Origin of the sequence: Nocardia sp. NPDC050408, from assembly GCF_044458905.1 — a bacterium.
Taxonomy (GTDB): domain Bacteria; phylum Actinomycetota; class Actinomycetes; order Mycobacteriales; family Mycobacteriaceae; genus Nocardia.
This window is the reverse complement of record NZ_JBITIL010000019.1, coordinates 23,808-47,096: the sequence shown is the minus strand read 5'-3', so window position 1 is coordinate 47,096 and position 23,289 is coordinate 23,808. Positions and strand designations below refer to the sequence as shown.

Here is a 23,289-nt window from a genome sequence, read left to right as displayed (position 1 = left end):
ATGACAGACAGGCTCGATGCCGGCCAGTCACACGCGAGCGAAGACGATGAGCAACCTCCAGGGCGGGGGACGTCGTTCGATGAGGTGGCGGTGGAAACGGCGAAACGGTTCGGGGTGTGTATCCGGCCGATGGTCCTCGAACGCACCGACACCACGACCGGGGCCATCTCGCATGTTCCGGTGCCGTGCGGCAACACTATGGAAGCGGTGTGCCCAGCGTGCGCGCGCAAGGCGAAGGCGTTGCGGCTGGCCCAGTGCCGGGAAGGCTGGCACCTGGACCACGAACCCGAAATCCCGCGTGCGCGAGCGACGTTCGATCAGACCGGGCTCATGTATTACCGGGCCGATCTGATGGTTACGCTGACCGAAGCTGAATCCGAAGGCTGGACCCAAGACGCCGAGGAGTTGCGCGCGGAAATCGTGTGGGTGGATAAACAATTGGCGGCGTTGGGAATGCGCGGCAAAGCGCCAGCCCCGCAGGACATCACCGATGCCGGTATCGAGGTCGGCCCTGACCCCGATACGGATGCCGATCCTGACCACGATGCCGACAGTGATTCAGTTTCTGACAGAGACACCGGGCGTGCTCGGTCGACACGTCGCTGCCCGGATGTGCCGGAACTGCCGCGCAACCCGATCCAGAACCGCACCATCGGGCGCGAATACGCGGGCAAGTTCAAACCCTCGATGATGATCACACTCACCCTGGACAGCTACGGGCGCGTGGATCGTGACGACGGCACCCCCATCGACCCCGACAGCTACGACTACGAGCGTGCGGCGTGGGACGCGATCTGGTTCGCGCGGTTGTTCTCCCGCTGGATTCAAAACCTGCGCCGCGTGGTCGGCTGGAACGTGCAGTACTTCGCCAGCGTCGAACCCCAACGACGCGGCGCACCCCATGCCCACATCGCAATCCGCGGCGACATCCCCCACCGAATCATCCGGCAAGTCACCCAAGCGACCTACCACCAAGTGTGGTGGCCCCACCCGAACGAAATGGTCTACCACGGGGCGCGGGCGCCGCTGTGGGACCGCGAGGCCAAGACGTTCGTCGACCCGGACACGCGGATACCGCTGCAAAGCTGGGACGCCGCGATGGACAGCACCTGGGATTACGAGAACCCGGCGCACCTGGTGCGGTTCGGTACACAGGTCCATTCCAAAGGCATCCTCGGCGGCACCGAGGAAGCCAACCGCCACATCGGCTACCTGTGCAAGTACCTCACCAAATCGGTCAGTGAGGTTCTGGAGGCGAAAACTCCTCGGCAACACGCCCATTACGACCGGCTACACCAAGCGCTGTGTCGCACACCATGTTCGGAACGGTGCGCAGTGTGGTTGTTGTACGGGATCGTCCCCAAGGGCGCGAAATCGCGGATGCAACCCGGCCGCTGCAAGGCACGCGCACACCGCCGCGAAACACTCGGGCTGCCCGGCAACCGAGTGCTGACCTCGGAACTGTGGACCGGGAAAACCCTCGGGGACCACCAGGCCGACCGAATGGAATTCGTCCGGGCCACCCTCGCGGCGGCAGGGATCGACAAACCCACCCCCGACCCGCACCGCTACACCTGGTCGAAACTCGCACCGGGAACCCGAATCCCGTCACGGGCGCATCTGCTCATGGCCGCCATCGCTCAACGCATCGCCTGGCGCAACGAATACGACCGGGCCATGCTCGCCGCCGAACCTCCACCCGGCCCGGAGAGATCGACCGCCACCCAATACAGCTAATTTGGAGCAATCGAATGAGTATTGATCTTCCTGCCGGACCGGGGTCTTCTGAACACGCACGATCACGGCCGGTTCGACAGTGGGCCACCACCAAAGCCGCTGCGGCGCACATCTGCGTACATCCCGAAGTGCTGCGCCGCTGGAATCGCAATCGTGACAAGTACCCGTGGCTACCGCGACCCAAGCGGGTCGGAAAGGATTTTCGGTGGGATCTGAACGCGCTCGACGCGGCGCTAGAGGCACGCACCGACGAGTGAACCGCGCCGCTGAGAAGATGCGGCGGTGAGGCGGGGCAGACCGGCCCGCCCTATCGGCGTCCCCGGCACGCCCATGCTGACCGAGTTATCGGCCGGGCACTGGGAAGCGCGGATACTCGTCCGCGACGCCTCCGGCAAGAGGCGTGACCTGAGACGGGTCTCCCCGGTCAGGCTCGACACACGCGGCCGAAAGATACCCGACCGCAACGGGTCTCACGCTCTGGATGCGGTGATGGCGGCTGCGGCGGCTATCCGAGTGGACCTCGGCGGGGAACTGTCGGACTCCACCACGGTGCAACAGCTGTGGATTCTGTACCGGGGCTATCTGGTCGAACAGGGCCGCGCGGGCAGCACACTCGAACGCTACGACGTGGCAGCAGAACTGTTCACCACAGCGTTCGGGCAGCGGCGGCTCCTGGAGGTCACCACGTCATCGGTTGAGGCGTTCCTCAAGCAGGTCGGCGCGGCCAAAGGACCGTCTTCGATGCGGACCGGCCGCAATGTCTTGTCGGGCATGTTCCGCTACGCGGTGCGTAAAGATGCCCTCACGGTCAACCCTGTCCGTGAGTCGGAGATGGCGAAAAACGTGGAGGCCAAGGGCCGTACCGGCGGCGCACGTGACATCACTATTGATGAACTGCGGTTCATCCTCGCGGCGGTGCGGACTTCGCAAGTGCCGTGCCCGCGCAAGCTCTCGCGCGCCGAGCGCAACCGGAAAACTCTGGTGACGGCGTACACCCCACCCACGGTCGCGGCCTACTGCGACAGTGCCGATCTGGCCGACGTGGTAACCCTGCTGGCGGCAACGGGCTTGCGGCGCAGTCAGATTCTCGGCGTGCTCTGGACCGACATTGATCTCGAGGCCCGGACTCTGCGCAGTACCGGCAAGGTCGTGCGCGTCAAAGGTGAGGGCCTGGTACGCATAGACCGCGACGACGACCCCAAGAACCGCCGGGGAACAATCGCCCTGCCTGACTTCGCCGTTGAGATGCTCAAGCGGCGCAAAGCGGTACTAGCGGCCCGCAAGCTGGTCGCGCCGCCGGACCCGGACACACCGACACTCGACCTGGTTTTTCCCTCGGCCGTGTGGACGCTGCGCGACCCCCAGAACGTCGGCCACGAATGGCAGCGGGTACGCGAAGCGCTGGGCATGGCCGATGACATCACCGCGCACAGCTTCCGCCACGCCGTCGCGACAATTCTCGATGACGCGGGCCTGTCGGCACGGATCACCGCTGACGTACTCGGCCATGCGGACCCCGCCATGACCCAGCGGCGCTACATGGCACGCGGGCGAACTCACCACGCGGCGGCGGAAGCACTCGAACGCGCCGTCAATGGTCCGGGGAATTAGTTGGGAGTTTGTTGGAGGATTGGCCGCTTTCGATTCGTCTCACCGAACCAAAAAGCGGCCCTGACCTGCAAAAAAAGTGGAGCTAAGGGGACTCGAACCCCTGACCCCCACACTGCCAGTGTGGTGCGCTACCAGCTGCGCCATAGCCCCGAGTGGGTTGCCGTCGGGTTTCCCTGACTGCCTGAACGAAGTTACACCACTGGCGTGTCGGCAACCAAATCGCCTCGATTCGGGGGTGACGGTAGGGGGTCTCGACTTTCGCAGTTTCGACGAACGGGTGTTCGAGGTACAAGGCGATGGTCTCAGCTGACACGGGGATAGTCGTCGGGATCGACCGGCCAGCGTGCTGGCTGGATCGAGGCGAGCCCGAGGGACTCCCGCTCGGCCTCGCAGTCCGCGCACGGTCGGCAGATCGGCTGCCGGTATGTCACCACACGCGACACTGCCGGCAGCCCGCGCTCGCGCACTCGCCCGCAGCGAGGACACTTCGCCTCCGACACAACAACTCGGGGTAAACCCGGGACCAAGCATGTTGCCGCAACCAGGTGAAATCACTCGATATGCGGCCTTACAGCTAACTCTTACTGACTATAGTCAGTATGCCGGGTGGGAATCGCCTTCCTCGCGGCATAGCGTGCGTTTCGCGGCGGCGGCGTCCACCGGTTTCCTTGTTCCGGGCTTGACCTTGCCCCTAGGGCAAGGTTCGACGATGGTTCGCATGAACAACAACGCACTGCACACCGTCGAAGCCCAGATCCGCGAGCAGGTCTCCGCCTACTGCGAGTCCAACAACGTTCCCGGGTTCGTTGCCGGCGTCTACCACGCCGGCGAACAGATCGTCGTCGCCCACGGCACCGCGAACGTCGCTACCGGCGCACCGATGCTCGAAGACACCGGATTCCTCTTCGGTTCTGTCACCAAGGTCATGACCACCACGTTGGTCCTCCAACAGGTCGAGCGCGGAGTCTTGGACCTCGACACACCGGTCGTGAAGTACCTACCCGAATTCGCCCTGACCGTACCGGGTGCGGCGGACAAAGTCCTTGTCCGGCACCTGATTTCGCACACGAATGGCATCGACGCGGACCTGTTCTTCCCCGATGCCAAGGGTCGCGACGCCCTGAGGATCTACGTCGAGGGCCTCGCGAGCAGCTGCGGCACCCTGTTCGAACCCGGTGAGCAGGTCAGCTACTCCAACGGCGGCATGATCGTTGCGGGACGCCTGCTGGAGGTGGTGACCGGCATTCCGTTCCCTGAACTTCTCGAGCACGATCTCTACGTACCCGTCGGCATGCAGGACTCCAGCACCTCGGCCGAGCAGGCCATCCTGCGCAGCACCGCGGTCGGCCACTTCAATGACCCCGAGACCATGGCGGCCAAGCCCACAGCCATGTTCACGCTGCCCGACACCTGGGGACCAGCCGGCGGCACGCCGATCGGCACCATCGCAGACCTGCTCGCCTTCGGGCGCACGCACCTCGCGGGCGGTGTATCTCCCTGCGGCGCACGGGTTCTCTCGACCGAGTCGACCGCGCTGATGCAGCAGGTCTCCTTCGACATGGCCAGCCCGAACGTCCCGCCGATCGGCATGGGCTGGGTGCTGTATCCGTTCGGTGACACGACCGTCCTCGCCATGTCGGGCGCATCGCCCGGTGGCGTATCGATCCTGTGCGTTGTACCCGAACATGACCTGGTCTTCACCGCCTTCGGCAATACCTCCGGAGCGATCATGCTGCAGGACCAGATCCTGCAGCGGCTCCTGAGCGAGCATCTCGGCGTCCAAACGCCCACACTGATAACCGAATCCGAGCCCGACGTCGACCTCACCCCCTACGCGGGCACCTACCGCTCCAATCAGCTCCGCGTCGACGTCAGCGTCGTCGACGGTCAGCTCGAAGAGCGGACAACCTACGAACCGGCCGACGAATCGCAACGGCGTATCTTCACCGAGTTCGCCGGCGGCACGACCTCCGCCCCGCCGCAACGCTACGTCCCGATCCGGCCCGGCCTTTTCGCGCCCGCTGGATACCCACACGAGGCATTCGACGGATATCTGCGACTGCTGCTCGTCTCCTACCACGATGTCCGCGACGGCCAGGCGCGCTTCCGCAACGGCGGAGGTCGCCTGACCCGACGGGCCTGACTGTTCCGTTTGCCGCCGCTGGAGTGGAAGGATGTCCAGCATGATCACGATCGGCCGACTCGCGGATTACGCCGGAGTGACCATCAAAGCCATCCGCCACTATCACGAACGCGGTCTGCTCGCCGAACCCGAACCCGAACCCGACCGCGACTCGTCCGGCTACCGTCGCTACACCGCCCAAGAGGCCATCGACCTCATCAAGATCAGAACCCTTGCCGATGCGGGCGTACCACTGGCCCGCATCAAAGACCTCCTCGACACCGACCCGGACGCGCTCACCGCAGCCATCGCCGAGATCGACCACCTCCGCGACCGCATCGCGCAACTGCGACGAACCCGCGATCGGCTCGCCCAACTACGCGGCGGCGACCGACTTTTCGTCTCCCCCGAAGTCGCCGACTACCTCGACGACTTGCGCGAACTCGGCGTCAGCGAACACCGGATCCACCTGGAACGCGACGGCTGGATCACCGAAAAACGCGACCTCATCACCGATCCCGAGTTCCGTGCCATCTACCTCGAACACGACGCCGCCTACGACTGGTCGCCGAACGATCCCCGCCTCCCCGCCCTCGCGGACCGTACCCGGAACTGGTTGCCCGTGAACGTGACGAGACGCTCGGCGTCGACGCTGCCTGTGGTACGGCGCCTTCCGGGCATGTGCAACTTGCTGATCCGAGCGCGACCCCGCGGGTAGCGAGCTGAAATCTAGCAACGCTAGACAAGCTAGTGGACGAATGTTACCGTTGCTCCACTATCTAGCGCTGCTAGACATAGAATTCACCAGGAGTACCTGACATGACCTTCACCATCAATGAACAGCAGTTCCTCGCGGAGGCCGGGATCGGGCGGCTGGCCACGGTGTCGCCCGACGGCGTTGTGCAGAACAACCCGACCAGCTATCGGGTGAACGCCGACGGCACGATCGACATCGGGGGCATGCGGATGCGTGCCAGTCGAAAGTACCGCAACGTCGAGGCGGGCAGCCGGGTGTCGTTCGTCATCGACGAACAGGTTTCATTGGAGCCGTACGTTATTCGCGGCATCGAGGTACGCGGCACGGCCGAGGCGCTCGATGACGAGGAGCCACCGTTCCAACCCCAGGACCGCGCGGTCATCCGAATTCACCCCGAACGGGTCATCTCCTGGGGCATCGACAGCGGATCCTTCGACTTCACCAGTCGCGGCGCCGAGTAGTCAGGCATCGCGGGCGATCGCGAACCGGACGACCTCGTCCATCCTGCGCGAGCCGTTTGGGCATCTTTACAGCTGGACTGTCGAGCACGGCGAGGAAATCCAGAACTGCCAGCGGGCGTACGACAGCGGAGCTGACACATAGCCGCCTCGAGCGGCCCGCGGGATCCTCTTGGTCGGTGCGCGACGCGTTCGCACTCCGCGAAGTGTGCCACCGCTGAACACATTCCGGCTCGGGAGCGGTAGTTCCGGGCGATGGATCGGGTTCGCTGCGAGGTTGGGCGCGCTGGGCCTGCCGCAGCCGACCGGCGCGCCCGCGTGAGCGCCTGCGTGAGCACAGCGGTCGTGCCGCGCTCCTGCGCGAAAGGCCGAGCATGAGTGCGGTGGCTGTCGACAGTCGCCGGCCTCACGCTGCGGGCGGCGGAGGCATCACGATGCGGAGGAGGTGCCTGATCCCGTCGAGGTCGACATCGGCCGCCAGCCGAGTCTCCTCTGGCATCGCGTCCACGAGGGGTTCGACTCCGAACAGCAGGCGGGGAAGCGTTGGGTGGATGACGAGGCCGATCAGTTCGTTCGCCACGACCTCTGCCTTGTCGGCCGCGAGGCCAAAGGCTGCCACCAAATGTGACGCGAGATCGCCGACCGTGATCCCGAAGAGGACGTCGTAGAGGCCCGCCGCCAGCTCAGGCATTCGGTCGGCCTCGGCGATACCGAGACGGAGCATCCCTCGCCAACGCTCGGCCGTATGGCCGGAGGCGCGGTGCCCCCGCCCGTTGCCCCATGACTGGCCCCTGACACCTCCAGATTGCGCGCCCCTCACGTGACCGCTCGGCACCCATCGCCGTTTGCGGCGCAACATTCCATTTGCACGTCTCCAGTCGCCACGAGCTATGTGCTGTCGGCATCACTCGGGCCGTGTGCGTCGAAGCCCCATGCGGCGCCACGTCGACATCGGTAAGGCAGCTCGCGCTCGAAGCGTCACATAACACCCACATGCCGCAAAGCTCGATTTGTCGACTTCGATCCGAGGGCGAGCGGGATTCACAAATACCCCAGCGGGTCACAACTTCACCATCCGCACCGAGCCGGACTGGCGGCGAAACCAGACATACACCCCAGGATCCAGCGCTCAAACGCGATCCAGATCACTATTTCGTAGTGATCCCGAACACATAACGTAACTATCACGAACGGTCGTATATATACATTTTTACGCATTCGAACTGCGTGAATGTCGATAATCCGCAGTTAGGGTCGAGGCAATTCGGACGTTATCTCAACGTGATCTGTCGCGAATTCTTCGCTAGCGTCGTCGTCGACAGCCCGGATCAATGCGACGGGCTCGAACTCGAATCGCTGAACGCCGGTAACCCTGCCCCGCGGTTTCGAGGGTCCCCGACATCGCTGGGGGCAGGGACACGGCGGAAGTCCGCCGGAGCCGAGCGGGCGCAGCCAGGAATCCACATGACTCAGAACCGCAAGTTCACCCGTGCCCTTGGTCTCGCCGCCGTCGCCGGTGCCATCGCCGCCGTTCCGTTCGGCCTGTCCACCGCCACCGCGTCGGCCTCCGGCCACAACTGGGACGCCGTCGCGCAGTGCGAAAGCGGCGGCAACTGGGGCATCGCGACCGGTAACGGCTTCTACGGCGGCCTGCAGTTCACGCAGAGCACCTGGGCCGCCAACGGCGGCTCGGGCAGCCCGAGCGGCGCCAGCCGTGAGGAGCAGATCCGCGTCGCGGAGAATGTGCTCGCCACCCAGGGCCCGGGCGCTTGGCCCGTGTGCGGCGCTTACCTGTAAGCCCGGATAGACCTAACGGGGTCCGCGCCATCGTGCACGGGCCCCGTTGTCGTCGGTACGAGCAACGAAATCGCCACTGCCGGAATTATTTCCAGCCCCCGTGCGCAACCGCCGTGCTATTCCGGCGAATATCCGCCCCCGCCTCGGAATCGAAACCCTTACTGCGGCGGCCGAATTCATAATCCCCACCCCAGCTCGAGATGCTTGCGGCGTCAACCAATGGTCCCACTCATCGGTACCGTCTATTCCAATTGCGCAAATCGAGCGTTCTCATGGTCCGAAACACCTGCGGGCAGTGATCCATCTCACTACCCTGTGTCCACCCGGCAAATCGCCCTGATCCACACACGGTTCAGGTCCTTTACGAAATGCCGTGGCTAGAAAGGCATCTCGACCATGAGCTCGACCCAGATTGCGGATCCGCCGACCCTGCTCACAGGGCTGTGGCAACGCAAACTACCGCACTATCCCGATACACCCGCCCGCTCCTGGTACCTGGCCGTCGTGGTCATCGCCTCGATCGCGCTCTACTACCAACTATTCGTCACCGGCGCCGTGGGCAATGAACTCATCGGCTACTTCGACCTGTCCTTCGCCTACTTCGTCTGGATCTTCATCATCGGCGCCGCCTTCGGCGCGGTTGCCTCGGTGCTCGCGGGCGTGCTGGATCGATGGGGGCGGGCGAATATCGTCGCCTACGGCGTGGTGATCTGCTCGCTGCTGACCCTGTTCGCGGTGCCCGCGACGACCACCAAAGAGCAGTACCTGCTCGTGTACTGCCTGGTCAGCATTGTCGAGGGTGCGGTGCTGGTGGCCACACCGGCTCTGATTCGCGACTTCTCCCCGCAGCTGGACCGGGCATCGGCAATGGGCTTCTGGACGCTAGGGCCGGTCATCGGCGCCCTGGTCACGACGCAGATCTCCACTCACACGCTCGACGCGCATCCGGATTGGCAGTACCACTATCGGCTGTGCGGTGTGATCAGCCTCGTCATCGCGGTAGTCGCGGTGATCGGATTGCGCGAGCTGAATCCGCGACTGCGCGACCAGATCATGGTGACCTTGCGCGACCGTGCGCTGATCGAGGCCCGCGCCCGCGGTCTGGATGTCAAGGAACTCGAGCAGGGTGTGTGGCGACAGATGTTGCGCCCCGACATCATCGGCTCGGCCTTGGCGATCAGCCTGTTCCTCGCCTTCTTCTACACCATCGTGTCGTTCCTTCCGGTGTATATGGCGACGAACTTCGGATTCAGTCCGGCCAAGGCCAATGCGCTCGGCAACTGGTACTGGGCCGCCAATGCGATCGCCCTGGTGCTGGCCGGGATCGTGTCGGACAAATTGAAGGTGCGCAAGCCGTTCATGATCGTCGGCGCGCTCATCAGCATCGTCGGCATGTACATGTTCATCGGCTACACCGATCAGCCCGATACCGGTTACTACTCGTTCGCGACGGTTTTCGTAGTGATCGCGGTCGGCACCGGCATCGCCTACTCCACCTGGATGGCGAGCTTCACCGAGACGGTCGAGGCCCGTAATCCCGCCGCGACGGCGGTGGGTCTCGCGGTGTGGGGCGGCACGCTGCGCAGCGTCGTCACCGTGGTGCTGTTCGGATTGCTGATCGTGGTGAACGCGGCCGGTCCGCTGGTCAATTACGGACCGCGGCTATCGGAGATCGCACACAAATACGCCCAGCAACTCGCGACCATCCAGACGGTCGGCACGGAAACCCTTGCGGCACTGCAGCACAACCCCAATGATCAGGCCGCACAGGTCACCGCGCTGACCAAGCTGACCGGGGCGTCACCCGCCGATATCCAGACCACCGTCGGTCTCAACACCCGCTATCCGCAGGAGTTGGCGACGCTGCAGGCCATCGATTCGGCGACACTGACCACACTGACCACGAATCCGGCCGACGCGAACGCGGGTCTGGCGGCGGTCGGACAGGTCGCGAAGAAGTTCGGTATTCCGGTGGATCAGGCGATCGCGCGCCTGCAAGCCGTGCAGCAGATTCCGGCCGCCGACCTCGCGGTGGCCGCGACCGTCGGCCCCAAACTGGCGCAGGCGACTACGCAGTTGCAGTCGGTCGGCACCATCCCGGCAGATGATCAGGCTTATCTGGCCGCGCACGCCAAGGAAGTACAGCAGGCGCAAGCCGATTCGCCGAAGCAGTGGGAACGCTGGTGGTGGATCTGCCTGGTCGCGCAGGTGGTGTTCCTACCGTTCGTCTTCCTGATGGCCGGACACTGGAGCCCGAAGAAGGCGGCCGCGCAGGCCAGGGCGCACGACGAACTCGTCGAGCGCGAACTGAGCGCGATCGCGAAGGGTGAGCCGGAGCCGGAGCCCGCCGGGTAGGTGCGTCGTGCCGGGCGGCGCCACCGCCCGGCACGATTACTTCGTCAGGTCGAGGACCCACTCGTGGTTGTTCACCTCGACCTTGTTCTTGCCGTCGAAGACGGCGGGCGTGGCGACCTCGCCGTTGGCATCGGTCAACGCCGCGCGTGCCATTTGCGCGTGGATCTTCGCCGCATCGAGTTTCGCGCCGGAGCTGATGCACTGCACCGCCGCCAGCGAGGCGCCCGATTCCTTCGCGACATTGGCGAGATCGTCATTGCTGAGATCCGCGCCGCCCTCTTCCGGCTGCTTCGAGGTGAACAGCAGCGCGTGGAATTTCGAATACACCGGACCCGAACCGGTTTCCGCGACACATTCGTTCGCGGCGACCGCGCGGGTCGAATAGTCCTTACTCTTCGACTTCGGGTCGAGGAAGGTCACGAGGTGGTATCGGACCGCGAGCTTGCCCTCGTCCATCTGCTGCGCGATCTCCTGACCGTAGAGTCGCTCCAGCGCGCCGCAGGACGGGCACAGCGGATCCTCGTACACATCGATGGTCTTCGCCGCGTCCGGGCGGCCGAGCAGAATCGTGCCGTTGTTCTGGTCCAGGACCGCGTGCACGTCCGCGCTGTGCACCGATCCGTAGCCGTCATTGCGGATCGTGGCGTCGTCGCGCCCCCACCGGAACGCGAGGATCACGATCAACACGATGAGCGCGAGCGCCACGCCACCCAGGGCATATGTCGTCGCACTGGACATCGGCCGCGGCGTGTACTTCGATCCCGATTCGCTCACCCCGAACACTCTGCCCCAATCACACGCCACCCCGCGCACGGGGTGCTGCTGGACCACTGATCACCATGCGTTTATGCGGGCAAACGGAGAGCCCCTCCAGGGTTACCTGGTGATCAGACGTCCAGGTCAGCGGGCGGCGTTTTGAGGAGCTGGGGCGGGGGTGTCTACGAGGCACTCGGCGCCGTCGGGGCGGTAGATGTAGTCGGATGGGTGATCCGCGGCGATCTCCACTTTCGATTCGACGCCTCGTCGGTGCAGTGGTTCCGGGACCAAGGCCCAGATGGCGGCGGCGATGGCGAGTAATGCGCCGGTCAGGGCGAGGGCGAGGGCGTAGGAGAAGTGTTGGGCCACGGCACCCACTGCGACCGGGCCGATGACGGTGCCGAGGTCGGCGGCCATTTGGAAGCCCGCGAGGACGGGGCCGCCGCGGGCCTTCGGTCCGATGACGTCCGCGACCGCGGCCTGCTGGGCGGGAGTGAACATGCCCGAACCCAGCCCGGCCACGAATGAGGTCACCAGCAGCCAGGGCACGTTCGACGCGAGACCGAGTCCGGCGGTACCGGCCGCACAGATCAGCGATCCGGTGATCAGGAATGGTTTGCGTCCGAAACGGTCGGAGAGCCTGCCGGATGCGAAAAGCACCGCCACATTGCCTGCGGCGAACACTGTCAGTGTCACACCGGCCATGCCCGGTTTCTGATGCAGCACTTCGACAACGAGCAGCGGCACGAGCGCCATTCGCACGCCGAATACCGCCGCACCATTGGCGAAGTTCGATAGCAGTACTGCCCGATACTCCGACCGCGCCAATCCCTCGCGGAACGACATCAGCCGCAGCCCGCCCACCGGTTCGGGTGCGGCCAGGGTCGAATGCCGCAGATTCACATAGACCACCGCGGTAGCGAGCAGCAACGCCGCCGCGTAGATCAGGAACGGCGCCCGCAATCCGAGCCCGGCAAGCGCACCGCCGACCAACGGTCCGCTCACCGAACCGATCAGAAAACTCGTCGACCACAGCCCGGAGACCCGCCCGCGCTGCGCGGGCGGCGACATCCGGATCACCAGCGCCAGCGACGACACCGTGAACATCGTCGACCCGACCCCACCCGCCGACCGCAAAACCAGCAGCTGCCAATAACTCTGGGCAAACGCACTGGCCCCGGTCGAAACAGCGACAATCAACAACCCCCCGAGATACACCGACCGCTCCCCCAGCCGCTGCACCAACCGCCCACTGACCGGCGCGAACAACAACCGCATCAACGCAAACGCACTCACAATCGCCGAAGCCGCGGCAACCCCGACGCCGAACCCCCGCGCAAACTGCGGCAACACCGGCGCCACCAGACCGAACCCGACGGCGATGACAAACGACGCCCCCACCAACACCCAGATCTCAACCGGCAGCGCCCTGGATGCCACCCCACCCCATCCGGCCCCCGCGCCGCCCTGCTCCCCCGCTGAAGCTCTCGAACCTAGCGACCCCGACGACCCCGCAGTCGATCTATCACTCACCGGACAGCGCCTGCCCCACCACTTCTTCCGCGGCCGCTTGGACCTGGGTCAGATGTTCGGGCCCCTGGAAGGACTCCGCGTAGATCTTGTACTTGTCTTCGGTGCCGGAGGGGCGGGCGGCGAACCAGGCGTTTTCGGTCGTGACCTTGAGTCCGCCGAGGGGGGCGCCATTGCCGCGGGCTCGGGTGAGGACCGCGGTGATCGGCTCACCGGCGATCTCCTTTGTGCTGATCATGTCCGGTGTCAACTTCCCGAGCAGTGCTTTCTGTTCCGGGGTCGCGGCGGCGTCGATGCGGGCGTAGGCCGGACTGCCGTAGCGCTTCTCGAGTTCGACATAGCGCGCGGACGGGCTCTGGCCGGTGACCGCGGCGATTTCGGTGGCCAGCAGGGCGAGCAGGATGCCGTCCTTGTCGGTGGTCCAGACGGTGCCGTCCATCCGCAGGAACGATGCGCCCGCGCTCTCCTCACCGCCGAAAGCCAGACTGCCGCTGAACAATCCGGGCACGAAGAATTTGAAGCCGACCGGCACCTCGTACACATCGCGCCCGAGCACGCTGACCACCCGGTCGATCATCGACGAACTCACCGCCGTCTTGCCGATCTTGGTGAGCGCATCCCAGCCCATCCGATTCGCGACCAGATATTCGATGGCGACCGCGAGGAAGTGGTTCGGATTCATCAGTCCGCCATCAGGGGTGACGATGCCGTGCCGATCCGCGTCGGCGTCGTTGCCGGTGGAGATGTCGTAATCGTCCTTGATCGCGATCAGCGAGGCCATCGCATAGCGCGAGGACGGATCCATCCGGATCTTGCCATCGGAATCCAGCGTCATGAACCGCCAGGTCGGATCGACGAACGGGTTGACAACCTCGAGTTCGAGGTCGTAGCGCTGCCCGATCTCCTCCCAATAGTCGACACTGGCCCCACCCATCGGGTCGGCGCCGAGCCGGATCCCGGCGCCACGAATGGCATCCAGGTTCAACACATTCGGCAAATCCGCGATGTAGTGGTCGAGGTAGTCGTAGCGCTCGACGCAGTTCTCCAGCGCATGCCGCAGCGTGGTCCGCCGCACCCCGGCCAGTCCGCTGCGCAACAGTTCGTTGGCACGGTTGGCGATGGCATCGGTGGCCTTGGTATCGGCCGGACCACCGTGCGGCGGGTTGTATTTGAAGCCGCCGTCGCGCGGCGGATTGTGCGACGGCGTGACGACGATGCCATCGGCCTGATGCTTGGCCCCACCGCGGTTGTGCCGCAACACCGCATGACTCAGTGCGGGCGTCGGGGTGTAGCGATCGCGGGCATCGATCATCGTGGTCACATCATTGGCGGCCAGCACCTCGAGCGCGGTGGTCCACGCGGGTTCGGACAATGCGTGGGTATCGCGGGCCAGATAGACCGGACCGGTAATCCCGCGCGTGGCGCGGTATTCCACGATCGACTGCGTGATGGCCAGGATATGCGCCTCGTTGAACGCGGTGTCCAGACTGGAGCCCCGATGTCCCGAGGTCCCGAAGGCCACCTGTTGCGCGGGCTCGGCCGGATTCGGGATGCGGCTGTAGTAGGCCGTCACCAGACGCGCGATGTCCTCCAGGTCGGTGGGACGCGCGGGTCGCCCGGCTCGATCATGGGCCATGCTCGGGTCTCCCTTCCGTGTCGGCTGCGCCCGGCTCGTCATCAAAATCATGTCCACAACCACTGGGTCGTGGCCGCGGCGACGAACACCGCGGTCAAGCTGGTCGCGACGCTGAGCACCACATTGCCCACCGCATAGGCGTAGGCGCCCTCGGCCGCGAGCCTGATCGTCTCGTAGCCGAAGGTGCTGAATGTGGTCAGCGCACCGCAGAAACCTGTTCCCGCGGCGGCCAACAGCCAGTGGTTCGCGCCGGCGCCGATCAGTCCACCGAGCAACGCCGAACCGACAATGTTAACGGTCAATGTGCCCAGCGGCAGCAGAGATTCGAATCGCGCGGCCACCGCACGGTCGATGAGATACCGCGCAGGCGCACCGACCATGCCGCCGACCAGGACGAGCACCACCATCATCGGGCGACTCCCAGACTCGGCTGCCAGACCTCGACCTCGGACAATGCGACTGTCACCCCGGCGAGTACCTCGGAATTCTGTTCGACGAAGGCACGCAACCGCTCGACCTCGTCGATGATCATCACCAGCACGGGTAGATGTTCGGCCAGATCTAGGATCCGACTGGTGTGGATGCGCGAGGACGAGCCGTAACCCTCCACGCCACGCCACACGCTGGCGCCGGCCAGGCCGGTGTCGCGGGCGCGCCGCACGATCTCGTGGAACAGGGGCCCGTGCCGCCACTTGTCGTCCTCGTCGAGCAGCACCGTCAGCCGCGCCGCCGACTGCCACTGTCCCGCCGCCGGACCAGTGCCCGTCGGTGAATCTTTCATCGCCTGACCCCCTTCCGTCGCGCTGTCCACTATTCAACTCGTCCGCCGTGCCGTACCAGTAGCCCACCGTGCCGAAAACATGCCGAGCACAACCGCCCCCAGTCCGGCCACCACCGTCCCCCCGAGATAGCCGAGCGCCTCGACCGCGGCACCCGATTCGAGCAGTCTACGAACCTCGAGGCTGTAGGTGGAAAAAGTGGTGAAGCCGCCGAGCACGCCGATACCGAGAAATGGGCGGAGCAGTCTGTGGGCTACCCACACCTCGGTGATCAGAACCATCAGAATTCCGATCGCAAAGCATCCCACGACATTGATCGTGAAGGTCGCCCAGGGGACCTGATGCGGTTGCGAAGGCCACCACACGCCGATGCCGTAGCGCGCCAGCGCGCCGAGACCACCGCCGAGCGAGATCACCACCAGCACCAACGGTTCGACGGCAGGGTTGCGGGCCCGCTGACCCATCCGCTGACCTCCTGCCGAGCCGAATGTCACCGGCGCAATGCTAACGGTCGGGTCGGCCGAGCCGAACATCCGGCACGGCGGCACACCCGATGAACAGCATCGTTCGTTGACACGGCGGCGTCGAGGGCACACGAATGCCGGGAAGGTTGGCCGAAGTTTCCACCTCCGCTTACGGACACAGGTCCGCAGCGATGATGGCGGCACGAAGGGCGGTACCCGCAGCGCCTCGGAAGACGGCGAAAAGCGGACGCCAGCAACTGTTCGGCAGATCGATTCGTGGCAAGTGTGGTCTTTCGTAGCCGGACGGACTGCTGAACATTCCGGAAAACACAACGCCCGCATCATCATTGATGCGGGCGTTGTGCTGTTCGAGCGGAACAGATCAGTGCACGATTACCGGTTCACCTTCCGACGGAGCCGGAACCGTATTCGGCATCAGGAATCCGGTGATCACCGCACCCGCCGCGAAAATCGCGGTGGCCCACCAGAAACTGGTCGTGTAGCTCTCGATCTGCGCCTGTGCCACGGCCAGCGGACCCGGCGTGTGCGATGACAGGTAGTCCGTCGCGGCCGACGCGGCGATGGTGCTCAGCAGCGCCGTGCCGATCGAGCCGCCGACCTGCTGGCTGGTGTTGATCATTGCCGAGGCGACACCGGCATCCTCGTGGTGCACACCGGCGGTCGCGCCTTGGAAGGCGGTCGACATCGCGCCACCGAGACCGAGACCCATCAGGATCAGGGCGGGCAGGATATTCGCGACATAGCTGCTGTCCAGGCTGATCTGGGTCAGCCATGCCATGCCGAGCGCGGCGACCAGGAAGCCACCGGCGACCACCATTTTCGGACCGACCTTCGGCAGCAGCAGCGAGGGCACCGTGGTCGAGGAGACGACCATGCCCGCCACCATCGGCAGGAACGCCAGACCAGTCTTGATCGGGGAGTACCCCATGCTCAGCTGCATGTAGTAGGTCAGGAACAGGAAGATCGCGAACATTCCGATGCCCATGACGAAAACCGTCAGGAACGAACCGCCGCGAGTGCGGTCCAGCACGATGCGCAGCGGCAACAGCGGATTCGCGACTCGGGTCTCGATCCACACGAACATCGCGAGCAGGGCCGCGCCACCGATCAGGAAACCGAGGGTGACCGGGTTGCCCCAGCTGGTCGATTCGGCGTGCGAGAACCCGTAGACGATGCCGAACAGTGCGGCGGTCACCACGACGGTGCCCGGGATGTCGAGCTTGGGCCGCTCGACGACCACATGCTTGGCCAGCAGCAGCACCGCGCCGACCAGTGCGACCGCCGCGAAGGCGAGGTTCACGAACATCACCCAGCGCCACGAGGCCCATTCGGTGAGCATACCGCCGAGCAGCAGACCGATGGCGCCACCCGCACCGGCGACCGCACCGAAGATGCCGAAGGCCTTGGCGCGTTCACCCGGTTCGGTGAAGGTCACCGTGAGCAGCGACAGTGCTGCGGGCGCGAGCAGCGCACCGAAGACGCCCTGTCCGACGCGGGCCGCGACCAGCATTTCGAAGCTGGTGGCCGCACCGCCGACCGCAGAGGCGCCGGCGAATCCGATCAGGCCGATAATGAAGGTGTTACGTCGGCCGAACAGGTCACTGAGTCGGCCACCGAGCAGCAATAGGCTGCCGAAGGCCAGGGCGTAGCCGGTGACAACCCACTGTCGGTCGCCATCGCTGAAACCGAGGTCCTGTTGCGCTGCGGGCAGCGCGATATTCACGACGGTCGCGTCGAGCACAACCATGAGCTGAGCCACGCCGAGTACGGCGAGCACCCACCAGCGCAGAGCGTGCGAACCGCGGCGGCCCGAGTCAGTTGTCTCGGGGGCGGGTGCCCCACGGTCCAACGTGGTAGTCATGTGTCCCCTATTTGTCTCGAGGCTTAATCCGGAGGAACTTCCTCCGCTTACCGAGTTAAGCTAACACAATAACGGAGACAACTCCTCCACTTAATCCCGCTTATTGCTAGGATGTGCCTGTGAATCCCGCCACTACCGTGCCTCCACCTCGGCGGCTACGCGCCGACGCTGCCCGCAATCAGCAGCGCATCGTCGAGGCAGCCCGTCAGCTCTTCGCCGATCACGGCCTGGAGATCACCCTCGATGACGTGGCCGAACGCGCCGGGGTCGGCGTCGGCACCGTCTACCGGCGCTTCGCCAACAAGAAGGAACTGATCGCCGAGGTCTTCGAACAGAATGTCGGCGAGTTCGCCGTCGCCGCGGATACCGCGGCCAAGCATCCCGACCCATGGCTGGGGCTGGTCCAATTCTTCGAGTACGCCTGCACTCATCTGGCTACCAATCGCGGCTTCAGCGAGGTCATGCTGGAACTCGAGGAGGATCTGGAGCGCTTCGCCCAGTTGCGCGACCGGATCAAGCCGACCGTCGCCGCGGTCATCGATCGCGCGCGTGACGCCGGCGCACTGCAGCCCGATATCGAGCCCTCGGACTTCTTCGCACTGATCCATATGGTCGACGCGCTCGCCGAGTTCTCCAAGCCGGTGAATCCGAATGCGTGGCAGCGCTATATGGCCATCGCACTCAACGGCGTACGCAGCGATGACACTCCACGCCGACCGTTGCCGGCACCGCCCCTGACGGACGAAGAAGTCGAACAGGCCAAGTCGTTCGTCTGCGCGGGCCGCAAGCGCTAGCGCAGAAAACCGGACATATCTAGCGCTGCTCCGAGCCAGCCCTTACAGTTGGACGCATGACCAACTCGTGGGGGAACTGGACCGGGGATCAGCAGTGCGCGCCCGCTGCCATCGCCGCCCCGCGCAATACCGAAGAATTGGCCGAGATCATCGGCCGCGCCGCCGCCACCGGACAGACTGTACGTGTCGCCGGTGCGGGTCATTCGTTCACCGATGCCGTCCTCACCGACGGGATTCTGCTCGACCTCGCGAAGCTGAACCGCATCCTCAATGCGGATCGGGAGACCGGCCGCGCCCGAGTCGAGGCGGGCATCACCCTCAATGCCGCGAGCAATGCGTTGCATCCGCTCGGCCTGGCCTTCCCCAATCTCGGCGATATCGACGTACAGACCATCGCGGGCGCGACCGCCACCGCCACCCACGGCACCGGCGCGACGCTGCAAAACCTTTCGGCCGTACTGCAATCCATCGAGCTGATACTCGCCGACGGCAGCCGGGTCGAGTTGAACGAGGAGTCCGATCCGCAGGGTTGGCGCGCGGCGCGGGTCAGCTTGGGGGCGCTCGGCGTGATCAGCGCGGTCACCCTGCAACTGGTGCCGTCATTCGTGCTGGAGGGGATCGAACGCCCGGTACCGGTCGAGGAGGTCCTCGCGGATCTGGACTCCTACGTCGAGGGCAACCAGCATTTCGAGTTCTACATGTTCGGGCACAGCCCGCTGGCCATGACCAAGCGTAATAACCCCGTCGACCTGCCGGAACAGCCGCGCGGTAGGGCCGCCGACTGGTTCGCCGACATCCTGATGTCCAACTACGCCTTCGACGCGCTGTGCCGACTCGGCAAGCGCCGGCCCCGGCTGGTCCCGTGGATTCATCGCGGCGCGGCATATGCGGGCAGCTACCGCCGCCAGGTCGACCGCTCCTATCGAGTCTTCGCCTCGCCCCGGCTGATTCGCTTCACCGAGATGGAATACGCGATCCCGCGCGAACATTCCGTCGCCGCCATTCGCGAGATCAAGGAGCTCGCGACACGGTTCGATACGCCGATGCCGATCGAGGTGCGCTGGGTCGCCCCCGATGACGCGTATCTCTCCCCCGCGAACGGGCGCGATACGTGCTACATCGCCGTGCACCAGTACCGCGGTATGGACTTCGAGCCGTATTTCCGCGCCTGCGAGGCGGTTTTCGATAAATACAACGGCCGCCCGCACTGGGGCAAACGCCATTTCCAGACCGCCGAAACACTGCGGCCGCGCTACCCGGATTGGGATCACTTCGCCGAGGTGCGCCGCCGCTTCGATCCCAAAGGCCGCTTCGCCAACGGCTACGTCGAGCGGGTACTCGGTTGTGTTTGATTTGCTGTGTTGTTGGCGGCGCGGGCGCCGCGTGTTGGCGGCCCCCTGGTGTCTCGCGTCGGGCCGCGAACGGGCCGCTCGTAAGACAGAGATTATGGATGAGAGCCCTGCGGCGGTTGTCCTTGACTCTTTGTAAGACACTCCGTGGCGGTCGGTGATGGCGGGGGAGTTCGGCACCTGATGCACGGTGGATGGTTGAGTCCTGCGCGCCTGCGTCGCGTGCGCTTGGACCGCCAAGGTGTCGCCCGTAAAACTCGCTCCGTTGGGGCAGAGTCGCGCGTCAACTCGCCAGTACTAGTTCGGCGACCAAGCGGGTTAGCGTCAACTTGCCAGTACGTCAGCGACCAAGCGTGGTAGGGCGGTGCCGATGGGTTCGCGGATGACCTCGGTGGCGATGCTGTCGTAGGGCGTCGGTTCGGCATTGACGATAACCAGATCCGCGCCGCTGTCGACCGCGATCGCGCACATCGATGCCGCGGGCTCGACCTGCAGCGAGGAACCCACTGCCAAGAAGACATCGCTGGACTCGGCGGTCAGCGCGGCCTTGGTCATGGTGCGGCGATCCATTTGCTGGCCGAACATGATGGTCGCGGATTTCAGAATGCCGCCGCATGCCGGACAGGGCGGATCCGCCTCGCCCGCCGCGACGCGAGCCAGGGTGGCGGCCATGCTCGTCTGGTATTCGCAACCGATACAGACGACTTCGAACATATTGCCGTGAATTTCGATCACCCGGCCCGGTGAGGATCCGGCGCGCTGATGCAGCCGGTCGATGTTCTGGGTGATGATCGTGATGGTGCGTCCGGCCCGTTCCAGATCGGCCAGTGCGGTATGCGCGGCATTGGGTTGGGCCTGCCAGGCAGGATTGTCGCGGCGGGCCAGCCAGGAGCGTTTGCGCAGCTCCGGATCGGAGAGGTAGGCATCGTAGGTCGACAACAGTTCGGCGATGGGGTCTTTCGTCCACACGCCGCGGGGGCCGCGGAAATCGGGAATGCCGGAATCGGTGGAGATGCCCGCGCCGGTGAGCACGCCGATCCGCCCGTCCCGTTTGCGCCAGTCGGTCGTCACATTGATTCAGCCTAGGGGGCCGTGTCAGCGGTGCCCAGGACAGAGCGGTCGACAAGCCAAATTTGTGAGAGATTGTTACACTAAGTCTCTCAAGTTCTTAGATGGTCGATCAAAGGAGATCGCAATGACAGCCGTCGCACCGGACGCCGATTCGCGGACCACACCGGAGCGCCGCCCGTTCGCACCGGGGACGCGCATGTGGGACGAGACCGGCTTGATCACCTTCTCCCTCACCGCCGGTTCGGCATTTCTGCTGCAGACCATGGAACCGACCATTGCCGCCGTCGTCGACGAACACTCCACTTTCCGCACCGATCCACTCGGACGCGCGGTGCGCAGCCTCGGCTCGGTGATGATGTGGATCTACGGCGGCGACGAGGCGATCGCCGAGGCGGATCGCCTGCGCAAGATGCACGCCTCGCTCAATACCACCACTCCGGACGGCGTCCGGCACAAGGCGCTGGCCTCCGGGCCCTGGGCCTGGGTGCTGCACACCGGCACCTTCGCCTTCACCGTGAGCACCGAATACTTCGCCCGCCGCCCACTGACCGCGGCCGAGAAGGAGGCGTACTTCCAGGAGACGGTGCAACTCATGCGAAATTTCTCGGTCGCCCCCAAGGAGATTCCGGCGGACTACACAGAATTCGAGAAATTCTTCACAGATATGGTGGAGAACCACCTGCAGGCGACCGGTACTGCACACGACTACCTGAAGGTGATCCGGACGATCGCGCCGCCGACCCAGTTACCACGGGTACTGCACCCGGTCTGGAAAAGTGCCGTCGCACCCGTCGGGTGGCTGCAGTACTTCGTCACCGTCGGCACCACCCCGGAGGCAGCCCGGCGCAAGCTCGGCCTGACGTGGTCGGAGTCCGATGAGCGCAAGCTGAAGGCATTGGGGTGGTTCATCGCCCGCACGGTGCCGCTGCTACCGGAGCGGGTGCGCTATTTTCCGATCGCATACGAGGCGCGGCGGCTAGAGCGTGATCGCGCGCGGCTGCGCAAGGTCATCAACCTGCGTCCCATGTGACGCCTCGCGCGCGTGCACGGCCCGCGGTTGCCGCTCCGGCACCGCGGGCCGCGTCATATCCAGGCAAAACACTGAATTTCTGACCGACCGGTTTCTTCTCGGTCGATATCCCGCGTGCGGCAACAACTCTCGAGCGACGGGCCTCGAGATGCTTTGGCGGACAAAGTCGCCCCCCTCGTCGCGAAACATATTCCACCCATCCTGGTATACGTATCACGCACCCTACGACGCAGACCCGGTGCAACCGTCCGACAATCCCGACATTGCGCCCAGAACCACGCACCAGCCTGAAAGGTATTCCCGCACATGGCTCACAAGCCCAGCGTGCTGTTCGTCTGTGTCCACAATGCGGGCCGGTCGCAAATGGCCGCCGGATTCCTCGATGCGCTCGCCGGCGACCGCATCGATGTGCACTCCGCGGGGAGCGCGCCCGCCGACACCATCAATCCGGCCGCCGTCGCGGTCATGGCCGAACTCGATATCGATATCTCGGCGCACGCGCCGAAGCTGCTGACCGTGGACGCGGTCGCCATGTCCGATGTCGTCGTCACCATGGGCTGCGGCGACGTGTGCCCGTTCTTCCCCGGTATCAGCTACCGCGATTGGATGCTGCCGGAGGCGACAGATGAGGACATCGCCATCGTGCGCTCGATCCGCGACCGGATCCGCATCCTGGTCGAGAACCTCATCGCGGAACTGATCCCGGCCACCGCCTGCTGAGTCCGATTTGTTCAAGACGCCCACCGAAGGGCGGCATACGCTGCGGGTATGACTCCACAACTCAATGTCATCGGCATTGTCGTCAGCGATATGGCCGCCTCCCTCGCCTTCTACCGACGCCTGGGTCTCGAATTCCCGGAGGCGGATGACGGGCATATGGAGGCCCCCTTGCCCGGCGGTATGCGCCTGACGCTGGATACCGAGGCCGTGATCAAGTCGTTCCACTCCGAGTGGCAGCCGCCGACTTCCGCAGGGCGACTCGGCCTGGCCTTCCAGTGCGTCGACCCCGCCGAGGTCGACGCGGTCTACAGCGAACTCATCGATGCCGGATACCGCGGCGAACTGAAGCCATGGGACGCCTTCTGGGGCCAGCGCTACGCGACGATCCTGGATCCGGATGGCAATAGCGTCGATCTGTACGCCCCGCTGTCCGATTGAGCC

General features: G+C 65.0%; 22 protein-coding genes and 1 tRNA gene. 13 read left to right on the top strand and 10 right to left on the bottom strand.

Features of this window, described 5'->3' with window-relative positions; translation table 11 throughout:
- The 3 genes from ACIBJI_RS35110 to xerC all read left to right on the top strand — a co-directional run bounded on the left by ACIBJI_RS35110 (nucleotide 1) and on the right by xerC (nucleotide 3,348).
- Nucleotides 1-1,737, top strand: coding sequence for a replication initiator (locus ACIBJI_RS35110; protein WP_397087616.1), 1,737 nt, complete (start codon nucleotides 1-3; stop codon nucleotides 1,735-1,737).
- 14 nt (nucleotides 1,738-1,751) lie between these two features.
- Nucleotides 1,752-1,994, top strand: a complete 243-nt coding sequence (locus ACIBJI_RS35105; protein WP_157187294.1) for a hypothetical protein — start codon at nucleotides 1,752-1,754, stop codon at nucleotides 1,992-1,994.
- Nucleotides 1,995-2,067: 73 nt separating this feature from the next.
- The gene (gene xerC / locus ACIBJI_RS35100; RefSeq protein ID WP_397087705.1) at nucleotides 2,068-3,348 is read left to right on the top strand and encodes a tyrosine recombinase XerC; all 1,281 of its coding nucleotides are present in this window, start codon (nucleotides 2,068-2,070) and stop codon (nucleotides 3,346-3,348) included.
- A gap of 77 nt (nucleotides 3,349-3,425) precedes the next feature.
- On the opposite strand, the gene ACIBJI_RS35095 is transcribed toward xerC, so the two are convergent.
- Nucleotides 3,426-3,498: transfer RNA gene (locus ACIBJI_RS35095), tRNA-Ala, on the bottom strand.
- A gap of 568 nt (nucleotides 3,499-4,066) precedes the next feature.
- On the opposite strand from ACIBJI_RS35095, the gene ACIBJI_RS35090 reads away from it, so the two are divergent.
- The 3 genes from ACIBJI_RS35090 to ACIBJI_RS35080 all read left to right on the top strand — a co-directional run bounded on the left by ACIBJI_RS35090 (nucleotide 4,067) and on the right by ACIBJI_RS35080 (nucleotide 6,688).
- Complete coding sequence (locus tag ACIBJI_RS35090) at nucleotides 4,067-5,491, top strand: serine hydrolase domain-containing protein (RefSeq protein WP_397087613.1); 1,425 nt, start codon at nucleotides 4,067-4,069, stop codon at nucleotides 5,489-5,491.
- 40 nt (nucleotides 5,492-5,531) lie between these two features.
- Nucleotides 5,532-6,188: a MerR family transcriptional regulator gene (locus ACIBJI_RS35085; protein WP_397087611.1), complete on the top strand. Its 657-nt coding sequence runs from the start codon at nucleotides 5,532-5,534 to the stop codon at nucleotides 6,186-6,188.
- 101 nt (nucleotides 6,189-6,289) lie between these two features.
- A complete protein-coding gene (locus ACIBJI_RS35080; RefSeq protein WP_397087609.1) occupies nucleotides 6,290-6,688 on the top strand; it encodes a PPOX class F420-dependent oxidoreductase in 399 nt (132 codons plus the stop codon).
- Between the two features lie 403 nt (nucleotides 6,689-7,091).
- On the opposite strand, the gene ACIBJI_RS35075 is transcribed toward ACIBJI_RS35080, so the two are convergent.
- Nucleotides 7,092-7,409, bottom strand: a complete 318-nt coding sequence (locus ACIBJI_RS35075; protein WP_397087607.1) for a TetR/AcrR family transcriptional regulator C-terminal domain-containing protein — start codon at nucleotides 7,407-7,409, stop codon at nucleotides 7,092-7,094.
- Between the two features lie 740 nt (nucleotides 7,410-8,149).
- On the opposite strand from ACIBJI_RS35075, the gene ACIBJI_RS35070 reads away from it, so the two are divergent.
- The gene (locus ACIBJI_RS35070) at nucleotides 8,150-8,482 is read left to right on the top strand and encodes a transglycosylase family protein (RefSeq protein WP_364345020.1); all 333 of its coding nucleotides are present in this window, start codon (nucleotides 8,150-8,152) and stop codon (nucleotides 8,480-8,482) included.
- Nucleotides 8,483-8,878: 396 nt separating this feature from the next.
- Nucleotides 8,879-10,837 carry an MFS transporter gene (locus ACIBJI_RS35065; RefSeq protein WP_397087605.1) on the top strand — a complete coding sequence of 653 codons (1,959 nt, stop codon included), beginning with the start codon at nucleotides 8,879-8,881 and terminating at the stop codon, nucleotides 10,835-10,837.
- Between the two features lie 36 nt (nucleotides 10,838-10,873).
- On the opposite strand, the gene ACIBJI_RS35060 is transcribed toward ACIBJI_RS35065, so the two are convergent.
- The 7 genes from ACIBJI_RS35060 to ACIBJI_RS35030 form a co-directional block, all read right to left on the bottom strand.
- Nucleotides 10,874-11,611, bottom strand: a complete 738-nt coding sequence (locus ACIBJI_RS35060; protein WP_396958664.1) for a DsbA family protein — start codon at nucleotides 11,609-11,611, stop codon at nucleotides 10,874-10,876.
- A gap of 126 nt (nucleotides 11,612-11,737) precedes the next feature.
- Nucleotides 11,738-13,033: an MFS transporter gene (locus ACIBJI_RS35055; RefSeq protein ID WP_364345024.1), complete on the bottom strand. Its 1,296-nt coding sequence runs from the start codon at nucleotides 13,031-13,033 to the stop codon at nucleotides 11,738-11,740.
- Nucleotides 13,034-13,118: 85 nt separating this feature from the next.
- Nucleotides 13,119-14,759, bottom strand: a complete 1,641-nt coding sequence (pgm, locus tag ACIBJI_RS35050) for a phosphoglucomutase (alpha-D-glucose-1,6-bisphosphate-dependent) (RefSeq protein ID WP_364345026.1) — start codon at nucleotides 14,757-14,759, stop codon at nucleotides 13,119-13,121.
- 47 nt (nucleotides 14,760-14,806) lie between these two features.
- A complete protein-coding gene (locus ACIBJI_RS35045; RefSeq protein WP_364345028.1) occupies nucleotides 14,807-15,169 on the bottom strand; it encodes a CrcB family protein in 363 nt (120 codons plus the stop codon).
- A complete protein-coding gene (locus ACIBJI_RS35040) occupies nucleotides 15,166-15,540 on the bottom strand; it encodes a DUF190 domain-containing protein (RefSeq protein ID WP_364345030.1) in 375 nt (124 codons plus the stop codon). Before ACIBJI_RS35040 ends, ACIBJI_RS35045 begins: the two co-directional genes overlap by 4 nt.
- Nucleotides 15,541-15,573: 33 nt before the next feature.
- Nucleotides 15,574-16,032: a fluoride efflux transporter CrcB gene (gene crcB / locus ACIBJI_RS35035; RefSeq protein WP_364345032.1), complete on the bottom strand. Its 459-nt coding sequence runs from the start codon at nucleotides 16,030-16,032 to the stop codon at nucleotides 15,574-15,576.
- A 352-nt stretch (nucleotides 16,033-16,384) separates the two neighbouring features.
- Nucleotides 16,385-17,884 carry an MFS transporter gene (locus ACIBJI_RS35030; RefSeq protein ID WP_364345034.1) on the bottom strand — a complete coding sequence of 500 codons (1,500 nt, stop codon included), beginning with the start codon at nucleotides 17,882-17,884 and terminating at the stop codon, nucleotides 16,385-16,387.
- 119 nt (nucleotides 17,885-18,003) lie between these two features.
- Here ACIBJI_RS35030 and ACIBJI_RS35025 point away from each other — a divergent pair, with 119 nt between their 5' ends.
- Together ACIBJI_RS35025 and ACIBJI_RS35020 are read left to right on the top strand one after the other, a co-directional pair.
- Entirely contained in the window at nucleotides 18,004-18,678 is a 675-nt protein-coding gene (locus tag ACIBJI_RS35025; protein ID WP_364345036.1) for a TetR/AcrR family transcriptional regulator, read from the top strand.
- A 56-nt stretch (nucleotides 18,679-18,734) separates the two neighbouring features.
- Nucleotides 18,735-20,030 carry a D-arabinono-1,4-lactone oxidase gene (locus tag ACIBJI_RS35020; RefSeq protein ID WP_397087603.1) on the top strand — a complete coding sequence of 432 codons (1,296 nt, stop codon included), beginning with the start codon at nucleotides 18,735-18,737 and terminating at the stop codon, nucleotides 20,028-20,030.
- Nucleotides 20,031-20,351: 321 nt separating this feature from the next.
- Here ACIBJI_RS35020 and ACIBJI_RS35015 read toward each other — a convergent pair whose 3' ends face one another.
- Nucleotides 20,352-21,098: a Sir2 family NAD-dependent protein deacetylase gene (locus ACIBJI_RS35015; RefSeq protein ID WP_364345040.1), complete on the bottom strand. Its 747-nt coding sequence runs from the start codon at nucleotides 21,096-21,098 to the stop codon at nucleotides 20,352-20,354.
- 124 nt (nucleotides 21,099-21,222) lie between these two features.
- On the opposite strand from ACIBJI_RS35015, the gene ACIBJI_RS35010 reads away from it, so the two are divergent.
- The 3 genes from ACIBJI_RS35010 (at nucleotide 21,223) to ACIBJI_RS35000 (ending at nucleotide 23,286) form a co-directional block, all read left to right on the top strand.
- Entirely contained in the window at nucleotides 21,223-22,128 is a 906-nt protein-coding gene (locus tag ACIBJI_RS35010; RefSeq protein ID WP_397087601.1) for an oxygenase MpaB family protein, read from the top strand.
- A 306-nt stretch (nucleotides 22,129-22,434) separates the two neighbouring features.
- Nucleotides 22,435-22,848, top strand: a complete 414-nt coding sequence (locus ACIBJI_RS35005) for an arsenate reductase ArsC (protein WP_364345044.1) — start codon at nucleotides 22,435-22,437, stop codon at nucleotides 22,846-22,848.
- A 48-nt stretch (nucleotides 22,849-22,896) separates the two neighbouring features.
- A complete protein-coding gene (locus ACIBJI_RS35000; RefSeq protein WP_397087599.1) occupies nucleotides 22,897-23,286 on the top strand; it encodes a VOC family protein in 390 nt (129 codons plus the stop codon).
- Nucleotides 23,287-23,289: the final 3 nt, after the last annotated feature.